Genomic DNA, 19,709 nt, shown 5'->3' with positions numbered 1-19,709 from the left:
TGGTTGGAAAACCAAATTGAAATGTACCACAAGGATGGGGTACTTTTCAATATCAATCCTAATCCAATTTGTGAACTTGGATAAAGTCAAGTTCCACCGGCGTTTCGCGGCCGAAGATATCCACCAGCACGCGCACCTTCTGGCGATCCGGCTGAATCTCGATGATCTCTCCGGAACGGCCCGCAAACGGCCCTTCCGTTACGCGCACCATGTCATGGAGCGCAAAATCGACCCTGACTTTCGGCATTTCAATGCCCATCTGGCGGAGAATGGCGTCCGCTTCTTCCGGGCGCAGCGGGGTCGGCTTGGAACCTGCCCCTGCAGATCCGACAAAGCCCGTTACTCCAGGGGTGTTGCGCACGACATACCACGAGTCGTCGGTCATCACCATTTCAACAAGAACGTAACCGGGAAACACCTTTTTCGTGACGGTGCGTTTTTTGCCGTCCTTCGTTTCTACTTCTTCTTCCGTAGGCACGAGGACGCGGAAAATCTTGTCTTCCATGCCCATCGACTCAACGCGTTTCTCCAGATTCGTCTTCACCTTGTTCTCATACCCGGAGTAGGTATGAACGACATACCAAGCTTTTTCCATATCAACAAGGACGCTAACCCGTCCGTCCCTCCCAGATACCGATTGTCACTACTTCTTCAAGATCAGGTCGATCAGGTAAGAGATCCCCAGATCAATCAACCAGAAAAACACCGATAACAGCAAAACCGTCACCAGCACAACCACCGTATAGGTGGTCAGCTCTTTGCGGTTCGGCCAACGGACTTTTTTCAGCTCGGATATGACGTCGCCGAAAAACTCACCCGTCCGGCGAAACCCTGCTCCGATTCTAGCCAGGAAACCCACTCTGCCACCCCCAGACTTCGTCGCAGCCATGATTATTTCGTCTCGCGGTGAAGGGTATGCTTTTTGTCGCGGGAGCAGTATTTTTTCAGCTCGATGCGTTCCGGGTTGGTACGCTTGTTCTTCGTGGAGATATAGTTACGCTCACCGCATTCGGTGCACGCCAACGTTATATTTACTCGCATCATTGCCACCTCCGTCTCATTTCAAACCTGCATTTTTTCAAAGCAAAATAAAAAAACAGCCGGGAAAAAACCGCTACTTTTTTCCTGAACCATCTCAAAGAAGTAACCATAGAAGAAACTCTATGGCTACCTAGTCAAATTTATCACACCATCCCGTCCATGTCAACAAAACGTCTTGACAACAAACAGGTTGTTTGCTCCCAATCTTTCCCGAAATTTTTTTGACAAGAAAACAGGAATTTCGACACCAACATCGAATAGATCACATCAGGAAGAAAAAAAGAGAGAGATTCCTGCTTTACAGATGAATCTCCCTGCCTTCCAGATAACGTTCCAGTTTGCGTTTGACCCGCTGGAGCGCATTGTCGATCGATTTCACGTGCCGATTCAGCTCCTCGGCGATTTGCTGATACGACCGTCCATCCAGATACAGCATCAGCACCTGACGCTCCAGCTCGCTCAGGATCTCGCTGATCTTGCCCTCGATATCATCGAACTCTTCCCGATTGATAAACAGCTCTTCCGGATCGGTCACTTTCGTGCCGCAGATAACATCCAGCAAGGTACGATCGGAATCTTCGTCATAGATAGGCTTGTCCAACGATACGTAAGAGTTCAACGGTATATGCTTCTGGCGGGTTGCCGTCTTGATCGCGGTAATGATCTGACGCGTGATGCACAGCTCGGCAAATGCCTTGAATGACGTCAGCTTGTCCCCCCGAAAATCCCGGATGGACTTGTACAGCCCGATCATGCCTTCCTGCACGATATCTTCCCGGTCCGCTCCGATCAGAAAGTAGGAGCGCGCCTTGGCGCGAACGAAGTTTTTGTATTTGTGGATCAGGTACTCCAAAGCCTCGGCGTCGTCATCTCGTACCAGGTCAACTACTTCTTCATCGGACATCAGTTCATACTGGGTATGTTTCAACTCCTTGAGGTCAACGCTCACGACCATCCCTCCGGCAACTGATTTCCCACGCGATAGAGTTATTATACATGACGCCGTAAAAAAGCGTCAACAAACTCTCTTTTATTCCCTTCTCCATTTTTCGAAAATTTTTGCGATTTCCTCATTCAGCGTAATCCGGGTGGAGAACCGTTCTTCTTGCGTTTTTTTCACCTGCTCTGCGATTTCCTTGCCTACGCTTTCGATGTCTATCAGCAGCTCCCGGGCCGATTTGCGCAGCGCCCCCTGGCCGAAGATCACCCATTGCGAGGTATAATCCGACGTCGCGACATAGATTTGTCGATTTTTTTCATAATAGTCGGCAACGAGCTTCTCGATTTTTTCGTCCGCTGTCTCCTTTTCCGCCGTAAAGTAGATGTCAATCTGGTAATCCTTCATCTGGCGGCCGATCCCCGGAACCGTATACGCGTCAAAGACAACCACCACTTTGATCCCGGAATAGCTTTGGTAATCGGCCAGCCTGGAGATGAGCAGATCGCGCGCTTCGTCCATGCGATCCTGGTCTTTCAAAGCGCGCAGATCGGGCCAGGCCCCGATGATATTGTAGCCGTCCACAATCAACAGCTGTTTCGCTTTCCTGCCTCGAGCAGACATGTTACTTCACCTTAAGCGTCAAGGGATGGCGGGCGCGGAATACCTCATACATCAGCAGCGCTGCGGCTACCGAGGCATTGAGAGAGGTCACGTGCCCCACCATCGGCAGGCGGAACAGAAAGTCGCAGCTTTCGCGTACCAGGCGGCTGATGCCCCTTCCTTCGCTGCCGATGACGAGGGCGAGCGGCATGGTAAAATCCCCTTCACGAAAATCCTGGCGGGCCGACGCGTCCGTCCCCGCAATCCAGACGCCCTGTTCTTTCAGTTCCTCAATTGTCCGCACCAGATTGGTTACCCGCGCTACCGGCACGTATTCCACCGCACCGGCCGAAGCCTTCGCCACCGTCGCGGTCAGATTGACCGAGCGCCGCTTCGGGATAATGACGCCGTGCGCCCCTACGGCATCGGCGGTGCGCAGGATGGAGCCGAGGTTGTGCGGGTCCTCCAGTTCATCGAGGATCAGCAGGAACGGCGCCTGCCCCTTCTCTTTCGCACGCGCGAGCAGATCGTCCACTTCCGCGTAGTCATAGGCTGCCACGGAGGCAATCACCCCCTGGTGATTATCCGTTCCGCTCAGCTGATCCAGTTTTTTGCGGTTGGCCGTGCTGATCACGACGCCCTGTTCCCGGGCCAGCGAAAAGATCGGACCCAGCAGGTTCCGGTTGGCTCCTTCGGCAATCCAGATCTTGTTGATCGTCCGGCCGGAACGCAGCGCTTCGATGACCGGATTCTTGCCTACAATCCATTCTTCACTCATCCGTTCCGTACTCCTTCCACAATGGCAAACGCTTGTTCCACGATCTCGGCCAGCCGGTCCTCATGGCCGTTCAAATAAAGGTACCCGATCAGCGCTTCAAACGCGGTCGCATGCCGGTAGTCGATGATATCCGCATTTTTGGCGACCGAGCCCGACTTGGCATTGCGTCCCCTCCTGACGACCGCCTGCTCCTCTTCCGTGAGGGTGGGCAGGAGGGTGAGCAGGATGTGTGCCTGGGCCTTGGCCGATACGTAGCGGTTGGCTTCCTTGTGCAGCTGGTTGGGTTTCACCAGGCCGCGCGCAATCAGATGGTAGCGGACGCAGTGGGCGTACGTGGCATCGCCCAGAAACGCCAGCACCAGCGGGTTGGTTGATTTTGGATCGCGGGTCAGCTCTTCCCTCTGCATAACGGTTGTTGTGCTCCTTACTTGCGGCGCCAGCGGACGCCCTGCGGAGTATCCTCCAGCACGATGCCTTTGGCGGTCAGGATCTCGCGAATCTCGTCGGCGCGGGCAAAGTTGCGGGCTTTGCGGGCCTCCGTCCGCTCGGCGATCAGCCGTTCAATCTCCTCGTCCAGCAGCTGGTCCTGCCGCTCCATCTCCAGGCCGAGCACCCCGGTCAATTCCCGCAGGAGGCCGAGGTATGCTTCCAGCTGCTTGATTCCCACATTGTCATGACGCAGATAGAGATTGGCTTCCTTTACGACGTCAAACAGGACGGTGATGCCGTTCGCGGTGTTGAGGTCGTCATCCATTTCCGCGATAAACCGCTCGCGCAGCGAACGGATCGTCTCTTCCTGTTCTGCCGCCAGGCCGTTGGGCTCTTCCGCACGGGCCGTGGCCATGCGATGCTTCACGTTGGCACAGGCGGTGGTGATCCGCTCCAAGCCGTTTGCCGCCTGCTCCAGGAGATCGACGCTGAAATTGATCGGCCCCCGGTAATGGCCCGTCAGCAGGAAGAAACGGATCAGCTGACCGCCATAGCGGTTGATGAGGTCGCGGGCCAACAGGAAGTTGCCAAGCGACTTGGACATTTTCTCGTTGTCGATGTTGAGCATCCCGTTGTGCAGCCAATAGCGCGCAAACACCTTGCCCGTGAGGCACTCGGATTGGGCGATCTCATTCTCGTGGTGCGGAAACACAAGGTCGGTCCCGCCCGCATGAATGTCGATGGACTCTCCCAAAAATTTGAGCGCCATGGCGGAGCATTCGATATGCCAGCCCGGACGTCCCGGTCCCCACGGGCTGTCCCAACTGATCTCTCCCGGCTTGGCTGCTTTCCACAAGGCGAAGTCGAGCGGGTTCTCCTTGCGCTCGTTGATCTCCACGCGCGCGCCCGCCTGCAGCTCTGCCAGCGGCTGATGGGAAAGCTTGCCGTACTCGTTGAAACGTCCCGTGCGGAAATAGACATCCCCGTCGCTTTCGTATGCAAAGCCTTTCTCGATCAAGCCTTCCACAAACCGAATGATCTCCGGGATCGTCTGCATGACTCTCGGTTGGATATCGGGGGGCATGACGTTTAAGGCAGCCAGATCCTGGTTGTACGCTTCCGTATAGCGGTCCGCCAGTTCCTGGACGGTGGTGTTCTCTTCGTTGGCGGCCCGAATCAGCTTGTCATCCACGTCGGTGATGTTCTGCACGAACGTCACCTCATAGCCGCGATACCGGAGATAACGGCGCAGCGTATCAAACACAACGGCCGGACGGGCGTTGCCGATATGAATGTAGTTGTAGACCGTCGGGCCGCATACATACATTTTCACTTTTCCCGGTTCGAGGGGGATAAATTCTTCCTTCTGTCTTGTCAGCGTGTTATAGAACTGAATGCTCATTCTGCTTTTGATCCTCCCTTAGGGTGCGAAGCTCATTCACTTCTTTCCGCAACTGCTCGATCTCCCGCTGCAGCTGGCGGATCATGTCCGTCACCGGGTCCGGCAGATTGACGTGATCCAAGTCGCATTTGACGCGCTTGCCGTCCTGAATCACGATTTTTCCCTTGATCCCGACAACGGTTGAGTTGGGCGGCACTTCCTCCAGCACGACCGTGCCCGCCCCGATTTTCGAGTTGTCTCCGATTTTGAACGAGCCGAGCACTTTTGCCCCGGTGGCGATGATCACATTGTTCCCGATGGTGGGGTGGCGCTTTCCTTTCTCTTTCCCCGTTCCACCCAGCGTCACCCCCTGGAAAATGGTAACATCATCGCCGATCTCACAGGTCTCCCCGATGACGACCCCCATCCCGTGGTCGATGAACAGCCGTTTGCCGATCTTGGCGCCCGGATGGATCTCGATGCCGGTGAAAAAGCGGGATATCTGGGAAATGACGCGCGCCAACGTGTACCATTTGGCTTTCCAGAGCCTGTGGGCAATGCGATGCGCCCAAATGGCATGCAGACCGGAATAGGTCAGGATCACTTCAAGCGTGCTGCGCGCCGCCGGATCACGTTCAAAAATCGCCTGAATGTCCTCTTTCATCTCTCTCCACATCGGAAACACCTCCAGATTCCAACGGCCTTGCCACTAAACTTTCCTCTATACCAAAAAAGCCGCCTCGACGCCTTGAATCAAGGCGCAGAGACGGTCTTGCCCGCGGTTCCACTCTGCTTAGGCGATGTCCGTTTTTCCGCAGCAAAACTGACATCTCCTCGCTCTACCCTCGATAACGGGAGGAATCCGATCCATCTTACTTCACGGCCAGGCAGCCGGGTTCAGACGACAGCTCCCAGGTGCATTTCCAGGATGTCAACGCCGGATGGCTCTCACCAGCCCCATCCTCTCTGGGGGCGCCACATTCCTGTACTCTCCTGTTCATTGCCGCTTTGCGCTCTCTTAGGATTTATCTTACCACATCTTCTCGATTTGTCAGCACTCGTTCAGCCCGTTCCAATACTTTTTCCCGGCCCAGCAGATACAGGGTACGGTCCAGATCCCGGCCGTGCACCTGGCCGGTGGTGGCCACCCGGATCGGCATAAACAAGGCCTTGCCTTTTTGGCCCGTCTCTTTCTGCACTTCTTTCAGTGCCGCCTTGATCGTGTCGGGCGTGTAGGTCTCCAAGGCGCCTACGTGCTTGCGGAAAGAGGCCAGCACGTCGGGTACCTGCGGCTCCAGGAGAACGCTCTTGGCTTCTTCATCGTACACGACATCCTCCAGGAAGAACAGGGCGGCCAGCGGCACGATCTGCGCACAGTAAGCCATCTGCTCCTGGTACAGGGCGACGATCTCTTTGACCCACTCTTTCTTTTCGGGGGTCGGCTCTTCTTCCACAAACCCGGCCTTTTGCAGATGCGGCAGGCACATCTCCGCGATGATCTCCAGCGGTTTGTTCTTCAGATAATGGTTGTTCATCCAGTTCATCTTCGTCGAGTCGAAGACGGCCGGGGACTTGCTCACGCGCTCCAGCGAGAACCGCTCGATCAGATCGTCCATGCTGAAAATCTCTTCCTCGCCGCCGGGCGACCAGCCAAGAAGCACCAGGAAGTTGACGATCGCCTCCGGCAGGAAGCCCAGCTCGCGATACTGCTCGATAAACTGGATGATGCTTTCATCCCGCTTGCTCATCTTCTTGCCGTCCTGATTCAAAATCAGGGCAAGATGAGCGAATTTCGGCGGCTCCCAGCCAAACGCTTCGTAGATCATCAACTGCCGGGGCGTGTTGGAAAGATGCTCTTCCCCGCGCACCACATGGGTGATCTTCATCAGATAATCGTCGATCACGACCGCAAAGTTGTAGGTGGGAATCCCGTCGGGCCTGCAGATGACGAAGTCGCCGATCCCGTTCGATTCAAACGTGACTTCCCCGCGAATCAGGTCGTTTACCACATACACCCTGTCATCCGGCACGCGGAAATGGATGGAGGGGACGCGCCCTTCCCTTTCATACTGCTCCCGCTGCTCCGGTGTCACGTTGCGGTGCTTTTCCGAAATCTTCGGCGTCTCCCCGCGGGCGATCTGTTCCTCCCGCTCCGCGTCCAGCTCTTCCTTCGTTGCATAGCAGTAGTAGGCCTTGCCCTCCGCAAGCAGCTGGTCGATATACTTGCGGTAGATGTCCAGCCGCTCCATTTGGCGATAGGGGGCATACGGGCCGCCGATATCCATCCCTTCATCCCACTGCACGCCGAGCCACTTCAGGTTTTCCATCTGCTTTTCCGCCGCGTTCTCCACGTTGCGCGTCTGATCGGTATCTTCCACGCGGACGATGAACTTGCCACCGTGCCGCTTCGCATACAAATAGTTAAACAGCGCCGTACGCGCTCCTCCGATATGTAAATGCCCCGTCGGGCTGGGCGCATAACGCAGTCGGACTTCGTTTGCCATGACGACACCATCCTTCATTCTATCTAAACTCTAATGTTACTACTCCTGCTCCGACTTGACAAGCAAGCAGACCGCCTGGGCCGCGATCCCTTCGCCGCGTCCGGGAAAGCCCAGCTTTTCCGTTGTCGTCGCCTTCACATTGACGTCTGACAGCGCATCCGCTTCCAGCGCCTTGGCGATGATCTCGCGCATCTGCGGGATGTAGGGGGCCATTTTGGGCGCCTGCGCAATGATGGTCGCATCCACATTGCCCAGGCGGTACCCCCGCTTCTTCACCAGGCTCCACACATGCTCCAGCAGCTTCAGGCTGTCCGCATCCTTGAAGGCGGGGTCGGTATCGGGAAAATGGCGCCCGATGTCCCCCTCCCCGATCGCGCCCAGCAGCGCGTCACTGATGGCGTGCAGCAGCACGTCGGCATCGGAATGCCCCAGCAGCCCTTTCTCGTAGGGGATGGCCACCCCGCCGATGATGCAGGGACGTCCCTCCACCAATTGATGTACGTCAAACCCTTGTCCGATTCGCATCATTGCCCGCTCCCTCTCCTTCTGCGCCGCAAGATCTCTTCACCGATCCACAGGTCGTCCGGTGTTGTTATTTTGATGTTTTCATAATTCCCCCGCATGATCCGGACGGGGTGACCCAGCCACTCCACCAGCATGGCATCGTCCGTGCCGATTCTGCCCGCCGCCTGTGCGGCCTTGTGCGCTTCGATCAGCAGGGAAAGACGAAAAGCTTGTGGGGTCTGCACCGCCCACAAGCTCTCCCGTGCCGGCGTCGCTTCTACGGTTCCGGTCGGTCCGACAACTTTGATCGTATCTTTCACCGGAACCGCCATGATGGTCGCCTGATCCTTCCGCACCTGGGCAATGATGGCGCTGATCTCCTCCGCTCTGACGAAAGGGCGGGCGGCATCATGCACAAGAACATAGGTGCAATCCGGTGACAGCGCCATGATGCCCTGCCGCACGCTGTCCTGCCGCTCCGCCCCTCCCAGCGTCACCTTCACCCGGTAGGGCATCTCCCGAATCCAAGCCTGCACCTCGGCGTGATCCTGCTCGCTCACGACCAATACGACCTCCGCAATCTCCGGATGCGTGGCGAACATCTCCACCGCGTAGGCCATGATCGGCTTCCCCCCGAGCGGCAGCCACAGCTTGTTGCGGTTCGCCCCCATGCGTTTGCCCGAACCGGCGGCAACGATCACAACCCCTGTACTCACGTCAAATCCTCTCCACCATTGCGGTGTCCGCCACAGATCACCGCGGCGGACACCCTCTTTGATTGATCTTATAACGCTTTTTCCAGCAGCTTCGGCTTGGCAAAAATCATCCGCCCTGCCGAGGTCTGCAGCACGCTGGTCACCAGCACGTCAACATCATTGCCAATGTACTCGCGGCCGCCCTCGACGACGATCATCGTGCCATCGTCCAGATAAGCGACGCCCTGCCCGTATTCCTTCCCGTCCTTGATCACCTGGACCGTCAGCTCCTCGCCAGGCAGCACCACCGGTTTGACGGCATTGGCCAGATCATTGATATTCAGGATTGGCACGCCCTGCAGCTCGCACACCTTGTTCAGGTTGAAGTCGTTGGTTACCACTTTCCCGTTCAGATGCTTCGCCAGCTTGATCAGCTTGCTGTCCACTTCGGAAACGTCCTCGAAATCGCCTTCCCAAATCTGGACGTTCACCTTCAGCTCTTTCTGGATTTTGTTCAAGATATCCAGCCCGCGGCGGCCCCGGTTGCGCTTCAGCACATCGGAGGAGTCGGCAATATGCTGCAGTTCCTCCAGCACAAAGCTTGGGATAACCAGCTTCCCCTCGATAAAGCCGGTACGGCAGATATCGGCGATCCGCCCGTCAATGATGACGCTGGTATCCAGGATCTTGTGTTCCACGTTGGCGGTAATGTTGCTGCCGTCCCGCTTGGACTTGTCTCTTCGGCCAATCGAAAAAACCGCCATGATCTCGTCCCGTTTGCGAAAGCCCACCTGAAAGCCCAGGTAGCCAAGCAAACCCGATACAAGAAGCGGCAGCAAATCACCAACAACCGGGATCGCAATGCTGCTGAGGGGCAGGTATAATAAAAAACCAACAATAAGTCCACTAATCAACCCCATCGCCCCGAACATCACATCGATGATCGGCAGTTTCAGGAGCATTTCCTCTCCCCAGTGGATCGTGTTCACGATGTAATCAACGAGCCAGCTGCTCACGAAATAGAGGAGCACGGCCCCCAACACCGCTCCGAAATATTCCGGTCCTTGTATCTCTCCGAAATTGAGCAGGGAATTGAGCAGGTCAAAGATGTCCTTGCCGAAATGGAATCCCAGACCCGCGCCGACTACGACAAAGAAAATCCGCAAGATGCGTTTTAACATCCTGTCACCTCCTTATCATTAATATAGACAGAAGCCGCCAAGAAAAACCCTGTCTGCCACGAAAGAATTCGAGTTGTCATCGGCTTTCCCCCACTATAGCAAATGTTTTTTTGTCGTGTCAAATGGCTAAAAATTTTAACATATACGCTAAAATTTCGTCAACATGAATTTCGCATCCGTTTATATTCCCGGTTTGACACGACTGTGCACCAATCCGTATAATTAGCAGTAAGAACTCACAAAAAATTCTGAAGATGTGTTCAGCTTAGAGTAGAGGTGATTCCGAGTGGGAACCATTCATTTGGATGATTTCCAAAAACAGGTGTCTCAACTGTTGATACGCCACCGCAGCGTACTCGACGTCCTTTCGAAATCCCAGGAAGCCAACGCCCGCATCAACCGTTCCATCACCAAAGCCATCACGGAATGCGGCTGTGTGGAAGTTGTCGCCAAGAAGCAGGCCTATGATCCCGAAAAGAGCCTGCATGAAAACCAGCCGCACCTGGAAACCCATTTTCACGGTCCGCTGTGCGAGCACTGCAAAGAGGTATTGACAGCCGAACTGGGCAAGGGATTGTTTTACCTGGCCGCGCTCTGCAATATTACGGAGATCAAGCTGGCCGATGTGATCAAAGCGGAATGCGACAAGCTGAACACGCTGGGCGTCTTCAATTTGTCCTAGCAGCCTACCATTATTACGAAAAAAAACGCGGAAAAGTTTCAATGGAAAAACCCCGCTGATCCATTCGGCGGGGTTTTGATGTGCAGCGCCTTATTCAAACGGTAAGGTTTCCTCTTCGTTCGCCTTCTCTTTTTTCCATCTCTTCGCAAGAATCTCAACGTTTTTTTTTATCCCGTAAAGGGCGTAGATCGCCAGCGGCAGAAAGACGATTTTGGGGAACTGCGCCGGATACTTGATCGCCATCAGCACGACCACTCCGACAATCAGCGGGGTGATCCAGTACGCCGATTTGGGGATTCCCACTTTTTTGAAGTTCGGGTACTTGATCTTGGAAACCATCAAGAAGGAAAGCAGCAGCATGCTGGCCGCCAGCAGCGCGATGTTGAACACCTCATGGTACAGCGCCAGGGTAGCCAACACGCCGCCTGCTGCCGTGATGGGAAGGCCGATGAAATAACCCGGCACGCCCGCCTGTACGTTGAACCGGGCCAGCCGCAGCGCGCCGCAGATCGGGAAGACGGCGGTGATGATGATCCCCAGCACATCCAGCTGCTGCAGGGTTACCACGTACATGATAAAGGCGGGAGCGACCCCAAAAGTAATCACGTCCGACAGCGAATCCAGCTCTTTGCCAAACTCGCTCTGGGCATTCAGCATCCTCGCGACGCGTCCGTCCAGGCCGTCCATCAACATCCCGACGATCACGGTAACCGCCGCATAATCGACATATTGTTTCCCTTGAAAAGCAAGGATAATCGCCACTATCCCTAAAAACAAGTTGCTTACGGTCAGCATGTTCGGCAGTGACTTCACGAACATAGACTACCTCCTGATTCGTTGTGTAAGAAGACCGTACATCCTTGCAGGCAGGGCAGTAATTGTCTCCTTCACAGAATGGAATGACCCATAATGCCTCTATACTATTTTACATCAGATGTGTCTGTCAATGAACACCTGCTCCTGGATTCGTTTCAACCCATCCTTGATCGCTCTGGCCCTGACTTCCCCGATGCCGTCCACCTCATCCAGCTCCTCGATGGTCGCCAGCATGATGCGGGACAAATTGTGAAAATGCTGAACCAGATTGGAAATGATGGGCAGCGGCAGGCGCGGGATCTTATGTAAAATCCGGTACCCTCTCGGCGCCACCGATTCTTCCAGCAGATTGACATGGTTTTGATACCCGAGGAGCCGTAAAAAAGAGCCCATTTCCAATATTTCGTCGGCCGTCAGGTTTTTCATGCCCTGCATAACCTCTTCCGGGTCCGTGCTGTCATCCCGGCAGTAATCGCGGATCAGCATGTACGCCTCTTCCTCAATGTTGGCGACCAGCTCCTCCAGCTGCATGCTGATCAGACGGCCTTCCGTCCCTAATTCATATATATATTTCGTAATTTCCGATCGGATGCGTAAAACCATCTCGATCCTCTGCAAAACCGATGCGATGTCGTACAGGGTGACCAGTTCTTCAAATTCCAGCGCCCCCAGATTGGTCAGCGTTTGATCCAGCACCGATTTGTATTTCTCCAGCGTCGATATCGCCTGGTTGGCCTTGGTCAGAATCACGCCGATGTCGCGCAGCACGTAACGGAAGTTGCCCTGGTACAGCGTAATCACATTGCGCCGTTGGGAAATGGCGATCACCAGATGATTGGTCTGTTTGGCCGTTCGCTCTGCGGTGCGATGGCGTGTTCCCGTCTCGCTGGACGGGATCGACGACGGTGGAAACAACTGGGCGTTTGCGATCAAAATGCGCTTGGCGTCCTCACTAACTATGATCGCCCCGTCCATCTTCGCCAATTCATACAAATGGGCCGGGGTGAAGTCACAATTGATGGAAAAGCCGCCGTCCACAATCTGTTTCATCTCCGGTCCGTATCCTACCACGATCAGGCCGCCCGTTTTTGCCCGAAGCACATTCTCCAGGCCTTCACGCAGCGGGGTGCCGGGAGCCACCAATCGGAGCATGTCATTGATCGTATCTTTCCTCAATAATTCCATCATGACGGCACTACCCCCTCAACACCTCATGCAGCGCTTCTGCGATCGTGCGAACGCCGATCACTTCGATCCCGGGGGGGACTTCCAAACCCCGAATGTTCTTCTCCGGAATGATCACGCGCTTGAATCCCAGCTTCAGCGCTTCCCGAATCCGCTGATCGATACGGGAGACCCCGCGTACCTCGCCGGTCAGTCCAACCTCCCCGATCACCACATCATGCGGGCTGGTCGGCTGATCGCGAAAGCTGCTGGCAATACTTACGGCAATGGCCAGATCTACGGCAGGTTCGTCCAGCCGCACCCCGCCCGCCACATTGACATACGCATCCTGGTTTTGCAGCATGAGGCCGATCCGTTTCTCCAGCACGGCCATGATCATGGCGACGCGCTGATGATCCACCCCGGTTGCCATCCGGCGCGGTGTCACAAAACTGGTAGGGGAGACGAGTGCCTGCAGCTCGACCAGAACCGGCCGCGTCCCTTCCATACTGGCCACGACCGTTGATCCGGCAACGCCAACCGGCCGCTCCGCGAGAAATATTTCCGATGGATTGGACACTTCCTCCAATCCGCGCTCCTTCATTTCAAAAATGCCGATCTCATTGGTAGAGCCAAAGCGATTCTTGACGGCGCGGAGAATCCGGAACGTATTGTGCCGCTCTCCTTCAAAATAAAGCACCGCATCAACCATATGCTCCAGCATGCGCGGCCCGGCGATGGCCCCTTCCTTGGTCACATGACCGACGATAAACGTGGCGATTCCCTTGCCTTTGGCGATGCGCATCAAATGGGCCGTTGTCTCCCGCACCTGGGCGACGCTGCCGGCTGCCGACTGGATCTGCGGATGAAAAACGGTTTGAATGGAGTCAATAATGACGACCTGGGGCTCCACCTGGTTGATGTGCTGCTCGATCAGTTCCAGGTCATTCTCAGCCACGACAAAGAGCGGCGGCGTATCCGGTCCCAGGCGGTCCGCACGCAGCTTGATCTGTTTGACCGACTCCTCGCCGGACACATACAGGATCTTATACCCCTGCCGGGCGAGCGCAAACGAGGATTGCAGCAGCAGGGTGGATTTGCCGATGCCGGGGTCGCCTCCTACCAGAACCAGCGATCCTGGCACCAAGCCGCCTCCCAATACCCGGTTCAACTCGCCCATGGTCGTATCAAAGCGGGGTTCTTCCTCGCTGGCGATCTGCGCCAACGGCAAAGCCCCCTGTCTGCCGCCGTTTCCCGATTCGTGGCGGAAATGGGAAGATTTCGTCGTTATTTCTTCCACCAATGTGTTCCAGCTGTGACAGCCCGGGCATTTTCCCATCCATTTCGGGCTTTCATAGCCACATTCTTGACATGCGTATTTGCTTTTATACTTGGCCATGTATGATGCTCCTGTAATCATTTGGGATTAGATACCTCTTATGATACATGGAGACCGCACAGAAAAAAAGGATATCCCGGCGGGGGGATATCCTTTTCGCTCCTTAGTCAGGTTGTCGACGGTTCCAAACGCTTGACCACGAGCTTGCCGTCTTCCGCATCGATGGAGACGGTATCGCCTTTGCTGATGTTGCCTTTGAGCAGTTCTTCCGACAGGCGGTCTTCGATGTTGCGCTGGATGGCCCGGCGCAGCGGACGGGCGCCGTAAGCCGGATCGAAGCCTTCCTTTGCCAGCACCTTCTTCGCCTCATCGGTGAGCTGGAAGTCGATGTTCTGCTCTTTCAGGCGTTTGCGCAGCTCTTCGGTCATCAAGGTGACGATCTGTTCGATATGCTCCTGCTCCAGCGAGTGGAACACGATCACTTCGTCGATCCGGTTGAGGAACTCCGGACGGAAGCTCTTCTTCAGTTCGTCCATCACCTTGTCTTTCATATCCTGGTATTTCTTCTCCGAATCGCCCACCGTGAAGCCGAGCGAGGTGTTCTTTTTGATCATGTTGGCCCCGACGTTGGAGGTCATGATGACCACCGTGTTGCGGAAATCGACCGTCCGGCCTTTGGAGTCCGTGAGGCGGCCGTCATCCAGCACCTGCAGCAGGATATTGAATACATCGGGATGCGCTTTTTCAATCTCATCGAGCAGGATCACGGAGTACGGTTTGCGGCGCACTTTTTCCGTCAGCTGGCCGCCTTCGTCGTACCCCACATATCCCGGAGGCGCTCCGACCAGCCGTGCCGTGGAATGCTTCTCCATGTATTCCGACATGTCGATCCGGATCATGGCATCTTCATCGCCAAACAGGGCTTCCGCCACGGCACGCGCCAGTTCCGTCTTACCTACACCGGTCGGCCCCAGGAAGATGAACGAACCGATCGGACGTTTCGGATCCTTCAGGCCGGCGCGCGCCCGGCGCACGGCACGGGAGATCGATTTGACCGCTTCGTCCTGGCCGATGACGCGGTCGTGCAGGATCTCTTCCATTTTGAGCAGGCGTTCCGTCTCTTCCTCCTTCAGTTTGACCACCGGAATGCCGGTCCAGCTTGCCACCACATGGGCGATGTCTTCCGGCGTCACTTCCATGTTGAGCTTGCCTTGGCGCTCTTTCCAATCCTTCTTGGTTTTTTCCAGCTCTTCACGCAGCTTTTGTTCCTGATCGCGCAGAGCCGCCGCTTCCTCAAACTCCTGGGATTGAACGGCCGCATCCTTTTCCTTGCGTACCTGCTCGAGGCGCGCCTCCAGATCCTTCAGGTTGGGCGGTACGGTAAAGGACTGCAGGCGAACCTTGGATGCCGCTTCGTCGATCAGGTCGATCGCCTTGTCCGGCAGGAAGCGGTCGGTGATGTAGCGGTCCGAGAGCTTCACGGCCTGTTCGATGGCTTCATCCGTAATTTTGACGCGGTGATGGGCCTCATAGCGGTCACGCAGGCCGTGCAGAATGCGGATCGCATCCTCCACGGTGGGTTCATCGACCTGGATGGGTTGGAAACGGCGTTCCAGCGCGGCGTCCTTCTCGATATACTTGCGGTATTCATCCAGCGTCGTTGCCCCGATGCACTGCAGCTCCCCGCGGGCCAATGCCGGTTTCAGGATGTTGGAGGCATCGATGGCCCCCTCGGCTCCGCCCGCTCCGATCAAGGTGTGCAGTTCGTCGATAAAGAGAATGATATTGCCGGCTTGCCGGATCTCGTCCATGATTTTTTTCAGGCGGTCTTCGAATTCGCCGCGATACTTGGTTCCCGCCACCACGGTCCCCATGTCAAGGGTCATCACGCGTTTGTCGCGCAGGGTTTCGGGAATCTCGTTGTTGACGATCTTTTGCGCGAGACCTTCGGCAATCGCCGTTTTCCCCACGCCCGGTTCGCCGATCAGCACCGGGTTGTTCTTGGTGCGGCGGCTCAATACCTGGATCACGCGCTCGATCTCTTTCTGACGGCCGATCACCGGGTCCAAGCCGCCTTCACGCGCTATGGCGGTCAGGTCGCGGGCCAGGCTGTCCAGCGTCGGGGTGTTGGCCGACGGATTGTTGCCCGACGGCTGATGGGAAGCCATCATTTCGGAGCTGCCCAACAGCTGCAGGACCTGCTGCCGCGCCTTGTTCAGGCTAACCCCCAGGTTGTTCATGATCCGAGCCGCGATCCCTTCGCCTTCACGGATGAGGCCGAGCAGGATATGTTCGGTTCCCACATAGGTATGACCCAGCTTGCGGGCTTCATCCATGGACAATTCAATCACCTTTTTGGCGCGGGGCGTGTAGTTCGGCGTGTAGTTGCCGGTAACGGCCTGTTCCGTGCCGCGTCCGATCAGCGATTCCACTTCGCTCTGGATCTTATCCAGTCCCAGGCCAAGCGACTGAAGCGCCTTGGCGGCAATCCCTTCACCTTCCCGAATCAACCCGAGCAATACGTGCTCTGTGCCGATATCCTTGTGGCCCAAACGCACCGCTTCTTCCAGCGCGAGAGCCAGCACTTTCTGCGCACGTTCGGTAAAACGTCCAAACATCATCATGAATGCACCTCCTGCTTACCTTTTCCATTTATGAAGATTTCTCCGCAGCCAGCCGCTCGCGGATCAACCGCGCCCTGCGTTCATCCCGCTGCTCCGGTGCCAGTTTCTGGCCGGCGTGATGCTGCAGGAATCCCGGCTGCGTCATGACAAGCAATTCATTTAACGCAAAGGCCGACACATTTTTTATGATGCCGATATCGATCCCGAGCCGTACGTCGGATAAACGCTGGGCGGCTTCTTTTGATTCCACCGTCCGGGCGTATTGCAGGATGCCGTAGGAGCGAAAGATGCGGTCTTCCAGGGCGATCCGCGAATGTTCCAACAGATAGCGGCGAGCCGCCCTTTCCTGTTCGATGATCTGGTTGGCGACACTGTACAGATTGGAGAGGATATCGGTCTCCGACATGCCGAGCGTCACCTGGTTGGAGAGCTGGAACAGGTTGCCCAGGGCTTCGCTGCCTTCGCCATAGAGGCCGCGTACCACCAGCCCCACTTGATTGATCGCCTGCAGAATCCGGTTGATCTGCTTGGTCATCACCAGAGCGGGCAGATGAAGCATGACGGATGCCCGGATACCGGTGCCGACGTTGGTCGGGCAGCTTGTTAAATACCCTCTCTTCTCGTCAAAGGCATAATTGAGATGCTTCTCGAACACGTCATCGATCTTCGTGCCGATTTCCCATGCCTCATGGAGCTGAAAACCGGGAAGCAGCACCTGGATCCGGATATGATCTTCTTCGTTTACCATAATGCTGATCGACTCGTCTTCGTTCAGCAGCACGGAGCCTTTGCGGGATTCTTCCGCCAGATTGGGGCTGATCAGGTGTTTTTCCACCAGCACCCTCTTTTCCAGCGGGCTTAGCTGATCCATCGCGATCAGTTCAAATTTGCCGTGCTTTTGCATTGTGGCGCCCAAGGCCACATCCGCTACCTTCTTGACAACTTCCTCAGCCTGGGAATCGGTTGCCAGCAGCGGAAACGGATGCTGACGCAGGTTGCGGGCAATACGCAGACGCGTGCTCACCACGATATCGGCGTCCGGACCGACTCCTTTCATCCAGTTGCTCCAGGGATGCTGCATAAAACGCTGTTGGGACATCATCGCTCACCTCCTCTTCAAGACTGGGTGATCTTTTGTTCCAGCGCCCTGATCCGGTCGCGGATCTCCGCGGCTTTTTCAAACTCTTCCTTGGCAACATACTGCTGCAAGGCCGCCTTCAACTGCTCCAGCTCTTTGCGCACCTTGATTTTCCCGCCGGTCCGCTCCGGCACCTTCCCGATATGCTGGGTGTTGCCGTGGATGCGTCTGAACAGCGGGTCGAGACGGTCGCCAAAGAATTCGTAGCAATCGCTGCAGCCGAAGCGGCCGCTCTTGCTGAATTGGGCGTAGGTCATGCCGCATGTTTCGCAGCGGGCCGCCTTTGTCTGGACCGTGCCTTGCCCTTCCTTGATGCCGACACCCTCTTTTTTGGTCATCGGGTCAAAATTCAACAGACCGGACAGGAGTTGATGAATGCCGAAATCGCCGAATCCGCCAAACCCGCCGAACCCGCTGAACATATCGCCCTTATCCTTTGCACAGTGCTCACAGATATGATATTCCGTTTTCTCGCCGTTGACGATCTTTGTCAGGTGCAAGGTTGCCGGACGTTTTCCGCACTCCTCACAGTTCATGGAAAATCCTCCTTCCCGATATTGGCGTTACCGAAGCAGCACAGAGGCGATCATGTTTTTCAGGATGCTGGCGCGCAGGCGGTCGCGAATCTGGGGCTCCACAATAAGCACCTCCCGCGAGGTCGCCACTTTCATCAAGTCGGATTCCCGGCTGTTCACAATCCCCTCCTCATGCAGGCGATCGATGATGGCAAAACCGACTCCCTGCGTGATGCTTTCGCCAATCAGCTCCTGGGTCAACAGTTCCTGCAGCTTCGACCGGCTGACGATCTGTACTTTCCGAATCCGGATATATCCGCCTCCGCCCCGTTTGCTTTCGACAATGTACCCTTTTTCCACGGTGAAGCGCGTATTGATCACATAATTGATTTGCGAAGGCACGCATTGGAACGTTTCGGCAAGCTCGCTGCGCTGGATCTCCACAGATCCGTCCGGGCTTTCCTGCAGGATGCGCTTGAGATATTGTTCAATAACATCCGAAATGTTTCGCAAGATGCCTCCTCCTTGTTCCAACGTTGGATATTGACTTTGACTATCTTTGACTTTAATTATAATGGTTTTTGGTTTCCTGTGCAAGTGGTCGATGCTTCAGCATTATTTTTGTCAAAAAAGGCGCTGTTGAAACAAAAAGAGAACCACTCCCGTGCAGAGTGGTTCTACCGATGATGCAGCATGGGAAAAGGCAAATGGGCAGCCAGCTCCGAAAATTGCCGGATGATGGCATCCGCCCCCTCCAGTTCGCCCGGCTTGGCGAAACCAAAGTCGCAGGCGATGGTGAAGAGGCCGTTTTTCTTGCCCGCCTCCACGTCGGAATGGCGATCGCCTACCATGACCGCCTGTGCGATCGGGTAATCGGCCAGCAGTTTGGCGACCAGGTCGGTTTTGGATTTGGTGTGGAAGCGGCCGGCGGAGTACAGATCGGTAAAGAGCGGCTTCAATTGAAACTGCTCGCACACCGCGTCAATATATGCTTCCAGACCGTTGCTGGCCACGAACAGCGCGATTCCTTCCGCGTGAAGGAGCTGCAACTGCTCGCGGACGCCGGGATACAGCTCGCATGCTCCTTCTTTCAACAGGTCAATCTCATGCTTGAGCATCCATTCGTTTGCCGTTTCTTTGACGTGCCTGTCGGCTCCCGGGAGCAAGGTATCCCACAGCTGCTGGATGGTCATGCCGAGGACATTGGTGAACTGCTCGTCAGACGGTGTTTCCCCGTCCCACAGCTTGCGGTCGCGCAGATCGGCAAACGTTCGTTTAAAAGCCGGGGTTGCCAGTTGTTCTGTCATCAATAACGTGCCATCCATATCGAACAGCACGGCGTATGGTATCTTCATGATGGGCCACCTTTCTCAGTTCT

General features: G+C 55.7%; 22 protein-coding genes and 1 other annotated feature. Of the genes, 1 reads left to right on the top strand and 21 read right to left on the bottom strand.

Features of this window, described 5'->3' with window-relative positions:
- Positions 1–58 precede the first annotated feature (58 nt).
- The 13 genes from nusG to G3578_RS18620 all read right to left on the bottom strand — a co-directional run bounded on the left by nusG (position 59) and on the right by G3578_RS18620 (position 10,053).
- Complete coding sequence (nusG, locus tag G3578_RS18680) at positions 59–595, bottom strand: transcription termination/antitermination protein NusG (RefSeq protein WP_165214804.1); 537 nt, start codon at positions 593–595, stop codon at positions 59–61.
- Between the two features lie 48 nt (positions 596–643).
- On the bottom strand, positions 644–892 hold the full coding sequence (gene secE / locus G3578_RS18675; RefSeq protein WP_346774038.1) for a preprotein translocase subunit SecE: 249 nt from the start codon (positions 890–892) through the stop codon (positions 644–646).
- Positions 892–1,041 carry a 50S ribosomal protein L33 gene (gene rpmG / locus G3578_RS18670; protein ID WP_165214798.1) on the bottom strand — a complete coding sequence of 50 codons (150 nt, stop codon included), beginning with the start codon at positions 1,039–1,041 and terminating at the stop codon, positions 892–894. Before rpmG ends, secE begins: the two co-directional genes overlap by 1 nt.
- A 298-nt stretch (positions 1,042–1,339) precedes the next feature.
- The gene (gene sigH, locus G3578_RS18665; protein ID WP_165214795.1) at positions 1,340–1,990 is read right to left on the bottom strand and encodes an RNA polymerase sporulation sigma factor SigH; all 651 of its coding nucleotides are present in this window, start codon (positions 1,988–1,990) and stop codon (positions 1,340–1,342) included.
- 81 nt (positions 1,991–2,071) lie between these two features.
- Positions 2,072–2,602, bottom strand: coding sequence for an NYN domain-containing protein (locus tag G3578_RS18660; protein ID WP_165214792.1), 531 nt, complete (start codon positions 2,600–2,602; stop codon positions 2,072–2,074).
- A 1-nt stretch (position 2,603) separates the two neighbouring features.
- Positions 2,604–3,359 (bottom strand): 23S rRNA (guanosine(2251)-2'-O)-methyltransferase RlmB, encoded by a 756-nt coding sequence (gene rlmB, locus G3578_RS18655; RefSeq protein WP_165214790.1) that lies wholly within the window; start codon positions 3,357–3,359, stop codon positions 2,604–2,606.
- Positions 3,356–3,766 carry a Mini-ribonuclease 3 gene (locus tag G3578_RS18650; protein WP_165214787.1) on the bottom strand — a complete coding sequence of 137 codons (411 nt, stop codon included), beginning with the start codon at positions 3,764–3,766 and terminating at the stop codon, positions 3,356–3,358. Before G3578_RS18650 ends, rlmB begins: the two co-directional genes overlap by 4 nt.
- Before the next feature lie 17 nt (positions 3,767–3,783).
- Positions 3,784–5,190, bottom strand: a complete 1,407-nt coding sequence (cysS, locus tag G3578_RS18645) for a cysteine--tRNA ligase (protein ID WP_165214784.1) — start codon at positions 5,188–5,190, stop codon at positions 3,784–3,786.
- Positions 5,171–5,845, bottom strand: coding sequence for a serine O-acetyltransferase (gene cysE / locus G3578_RS18640; RefSeq protein ID WP_165214781.1), 675 nt, complete (start codon positions 5,843–5,845; stop codon positions 5,171–5,173). The genes cysS and cysE overlap by 20 nt, the downstream gene beginning before the upstream one ends.
- A gap of 83 nt (positions 5,846–5,928) precedes the next feature.
- Positions 5,929–6,179: a binding site (T-box leader), on the bottom strand.
- 15 nt (positions 6,180–6,194) lie between these two features.
- Complete coding sequence (gene gltX / locus G3578_RS18635) at positions 6,195–7,673, bottom strand: glutamate--tRNA ligase (RefSeq protein WP_165214778.1); 1,479 nt, start codon at positions 7,671–7,673, stop codon at positions 6,195–6,197.
- 39 nt (positions 7,674–7,712) lie between these two features.
- Positions 7,713–8,198, bottom strand: coding sequence for a 2-C-methyl-D-erythritol 2,4-cyclodiphosphate synthase (ispF, locus tag G3578_RS18630; RefSeq protein WP_165214950.1), 486 nt, complete (start codon positions 8,196–8,198; stop codon positions 7,713–7,715).
- Entirely contained in the window at positions 8,198–8,893 is a 696-nt protein-coding gene (ispD, locus tag G3578_RS18625; protein ID WP_165214775.1) for a 2-C-methyl-D-erythritol 4-phosphate cytidylyltransferase, read from the bottom strand. Before ispD ends, ispF begins: the two co-directional genes overlap by 1 nt.
- 68 nt (positions 8,894–8,961) lie before the next feature.
- The gene (locus tag G3578_RS18620; protein WP_165214772.1) at positions 8,962–10,053 is read right to left on the bottom strand and encodes a PIN/TRAM domain-containing protein; all 1,092 of its coding nucleotides are present in this window, start codon (positions 10,051–10,053) and stop codon (positions 8,962–8,964) included.
- Positions 10,054–10,339: 286 nt separating this feature from the next.
- On the opposite strand from G3578_RS18620, the gene G3578_RS18615 reads away from it, so the two are divergent.
- Positions 10,340–10,735 carry a nucleoside triphosphate pyrophosphohydrolase family protein gene (locus G3578_RS18615; RefSeq protein ID WP_165214769.1) on the top strand — a complete coding sequence of 132 codons (396 nt, stop codon included), beginning with the start codon at positions 10,340–10,342 and terminating at the stop codon, positions 10,733–10,735.
- Between the two features lie 90 nt (positions 10,736–10,825).
- Here G3578_RS18615 and pssA read toward each other — a convergent pair whose 3' ends face one another.
- The 8 genes from pssA to G3578_RS18575 all read right to left on the bottom strand — a co-directional run bounded on the left by pssA (position 10,826) and on the right by G3578_RS18575 (position 19,686).
- Entirely contained in the window at positions 10,826–11,554 is a 729-nt protein-coding gene (gene pssA / locus G3578_RS18610; protein ID WP_165214766.1) for a CDP-diacylglycerol--serine O-phosphatidyltransferase, read from the bottom strand.
- A gap of 111 nt (positions 11,555–11,665) precedes the next feature.
- The gene (disA, locus tag G3578_RS18605) at positions 11,666–12,736 is read right to left on the bottom strand and encodes a DNA integrity scanning diadenylate cyclase DisA (RefSeq protein WP_481752757.1); all 1,071 of its coding nucleotides are present in this window, start codon (positions 12,734–12,736) and stop codon (positions 11,666–11,668) included.
- 10 nt (positions 12,737–12,746) lie between these two features.
- Positions 12,747–14,114 carry a DNA repair protein RadA gene (radA, locus tag G3578_RS18600; protein WP_165214760.1) on the bottom strand — a complete coding sequence of 456 codons (1,368 nt, stop codon included), beginning with the start codon at positions 14,112–14,114 and terminating at the stop codon, positions 12,747–12,749.
- Between the two features lie 107 nt (positions 14,115–14,221).
- Entirely contained in the window at positions 14,222–16,675 is a 2,454-nt protein-coding gene (locus tag G3578_RS18595) for an ATP-dependent Clp protease ATP-binding subunit (protein WP_165214948.1), read from the bottom strand.
- A gap of 31 nt (positions 16,676–16,706) precedes the next feature.
- Positions 16,707–17,777, bottom strand: a complete 1,071-nt coding sequence (gene mcsB / locus G3578_RS18590) for a protein-arginine kinase McsB (RefSeq protein WP_165214946.1) — start codon at positions 17,775–17,777, stop codon at positions 16,707–16,709.
- Between the two features lie 17 nt (positions 17,778–17,794).
- Positions 17,795–18,352 (bottom strand): protein-arginine kinase activator protein McsA, encoded by a 558-nt coding sequence (mcsA, locus tag G3578_RS18585; protein ID WP_165214757.1) that lies wholly within the window; start codon positions 18,350–18,352, stop codon positions 17,795–17,797.
- 27 nt (positions 18,353–18,379) lie between these two features.
- Positions 18,380–18,844: a CtsR family transcriptional regulator gene (locus G3578_RS18580; protein WP_165214754.1), complete on the bottom strand. Its 465-nt coding sequence runs from the start codon at positions 18,842–18,844 to the stop codon at positions 18,380–18,382.
- 164 nt (positions 18,845–19,008) lie between these two features.
- A complete protein-coding gene (locus tag G3578_RS18575; RefSeq protein ID WP_165214751.1) occupies positions 19,009–19,686 on the bottom strand; it encodes an HAD-IA family hydrolase in 678 nt (225 codons plus the stop codon).
- Positions 19,687–19,709 lie beyond the last annotated feature (23 nt).

It is taken from the genome of Brevibacillus sp. SYP-B805 (genome assembly GCF_011059135.1).
Taxonomy (GTDB): domain Bacteria; phylum Bacillota; class Bacilli; order Brevibacillales; family Brevibacillaceae; genus Brevibacillus_F.
Note: the sequence above shows the minus strand (reverse complement) of the source record. Positions and strands in the feature narration are given on the sequence as shown.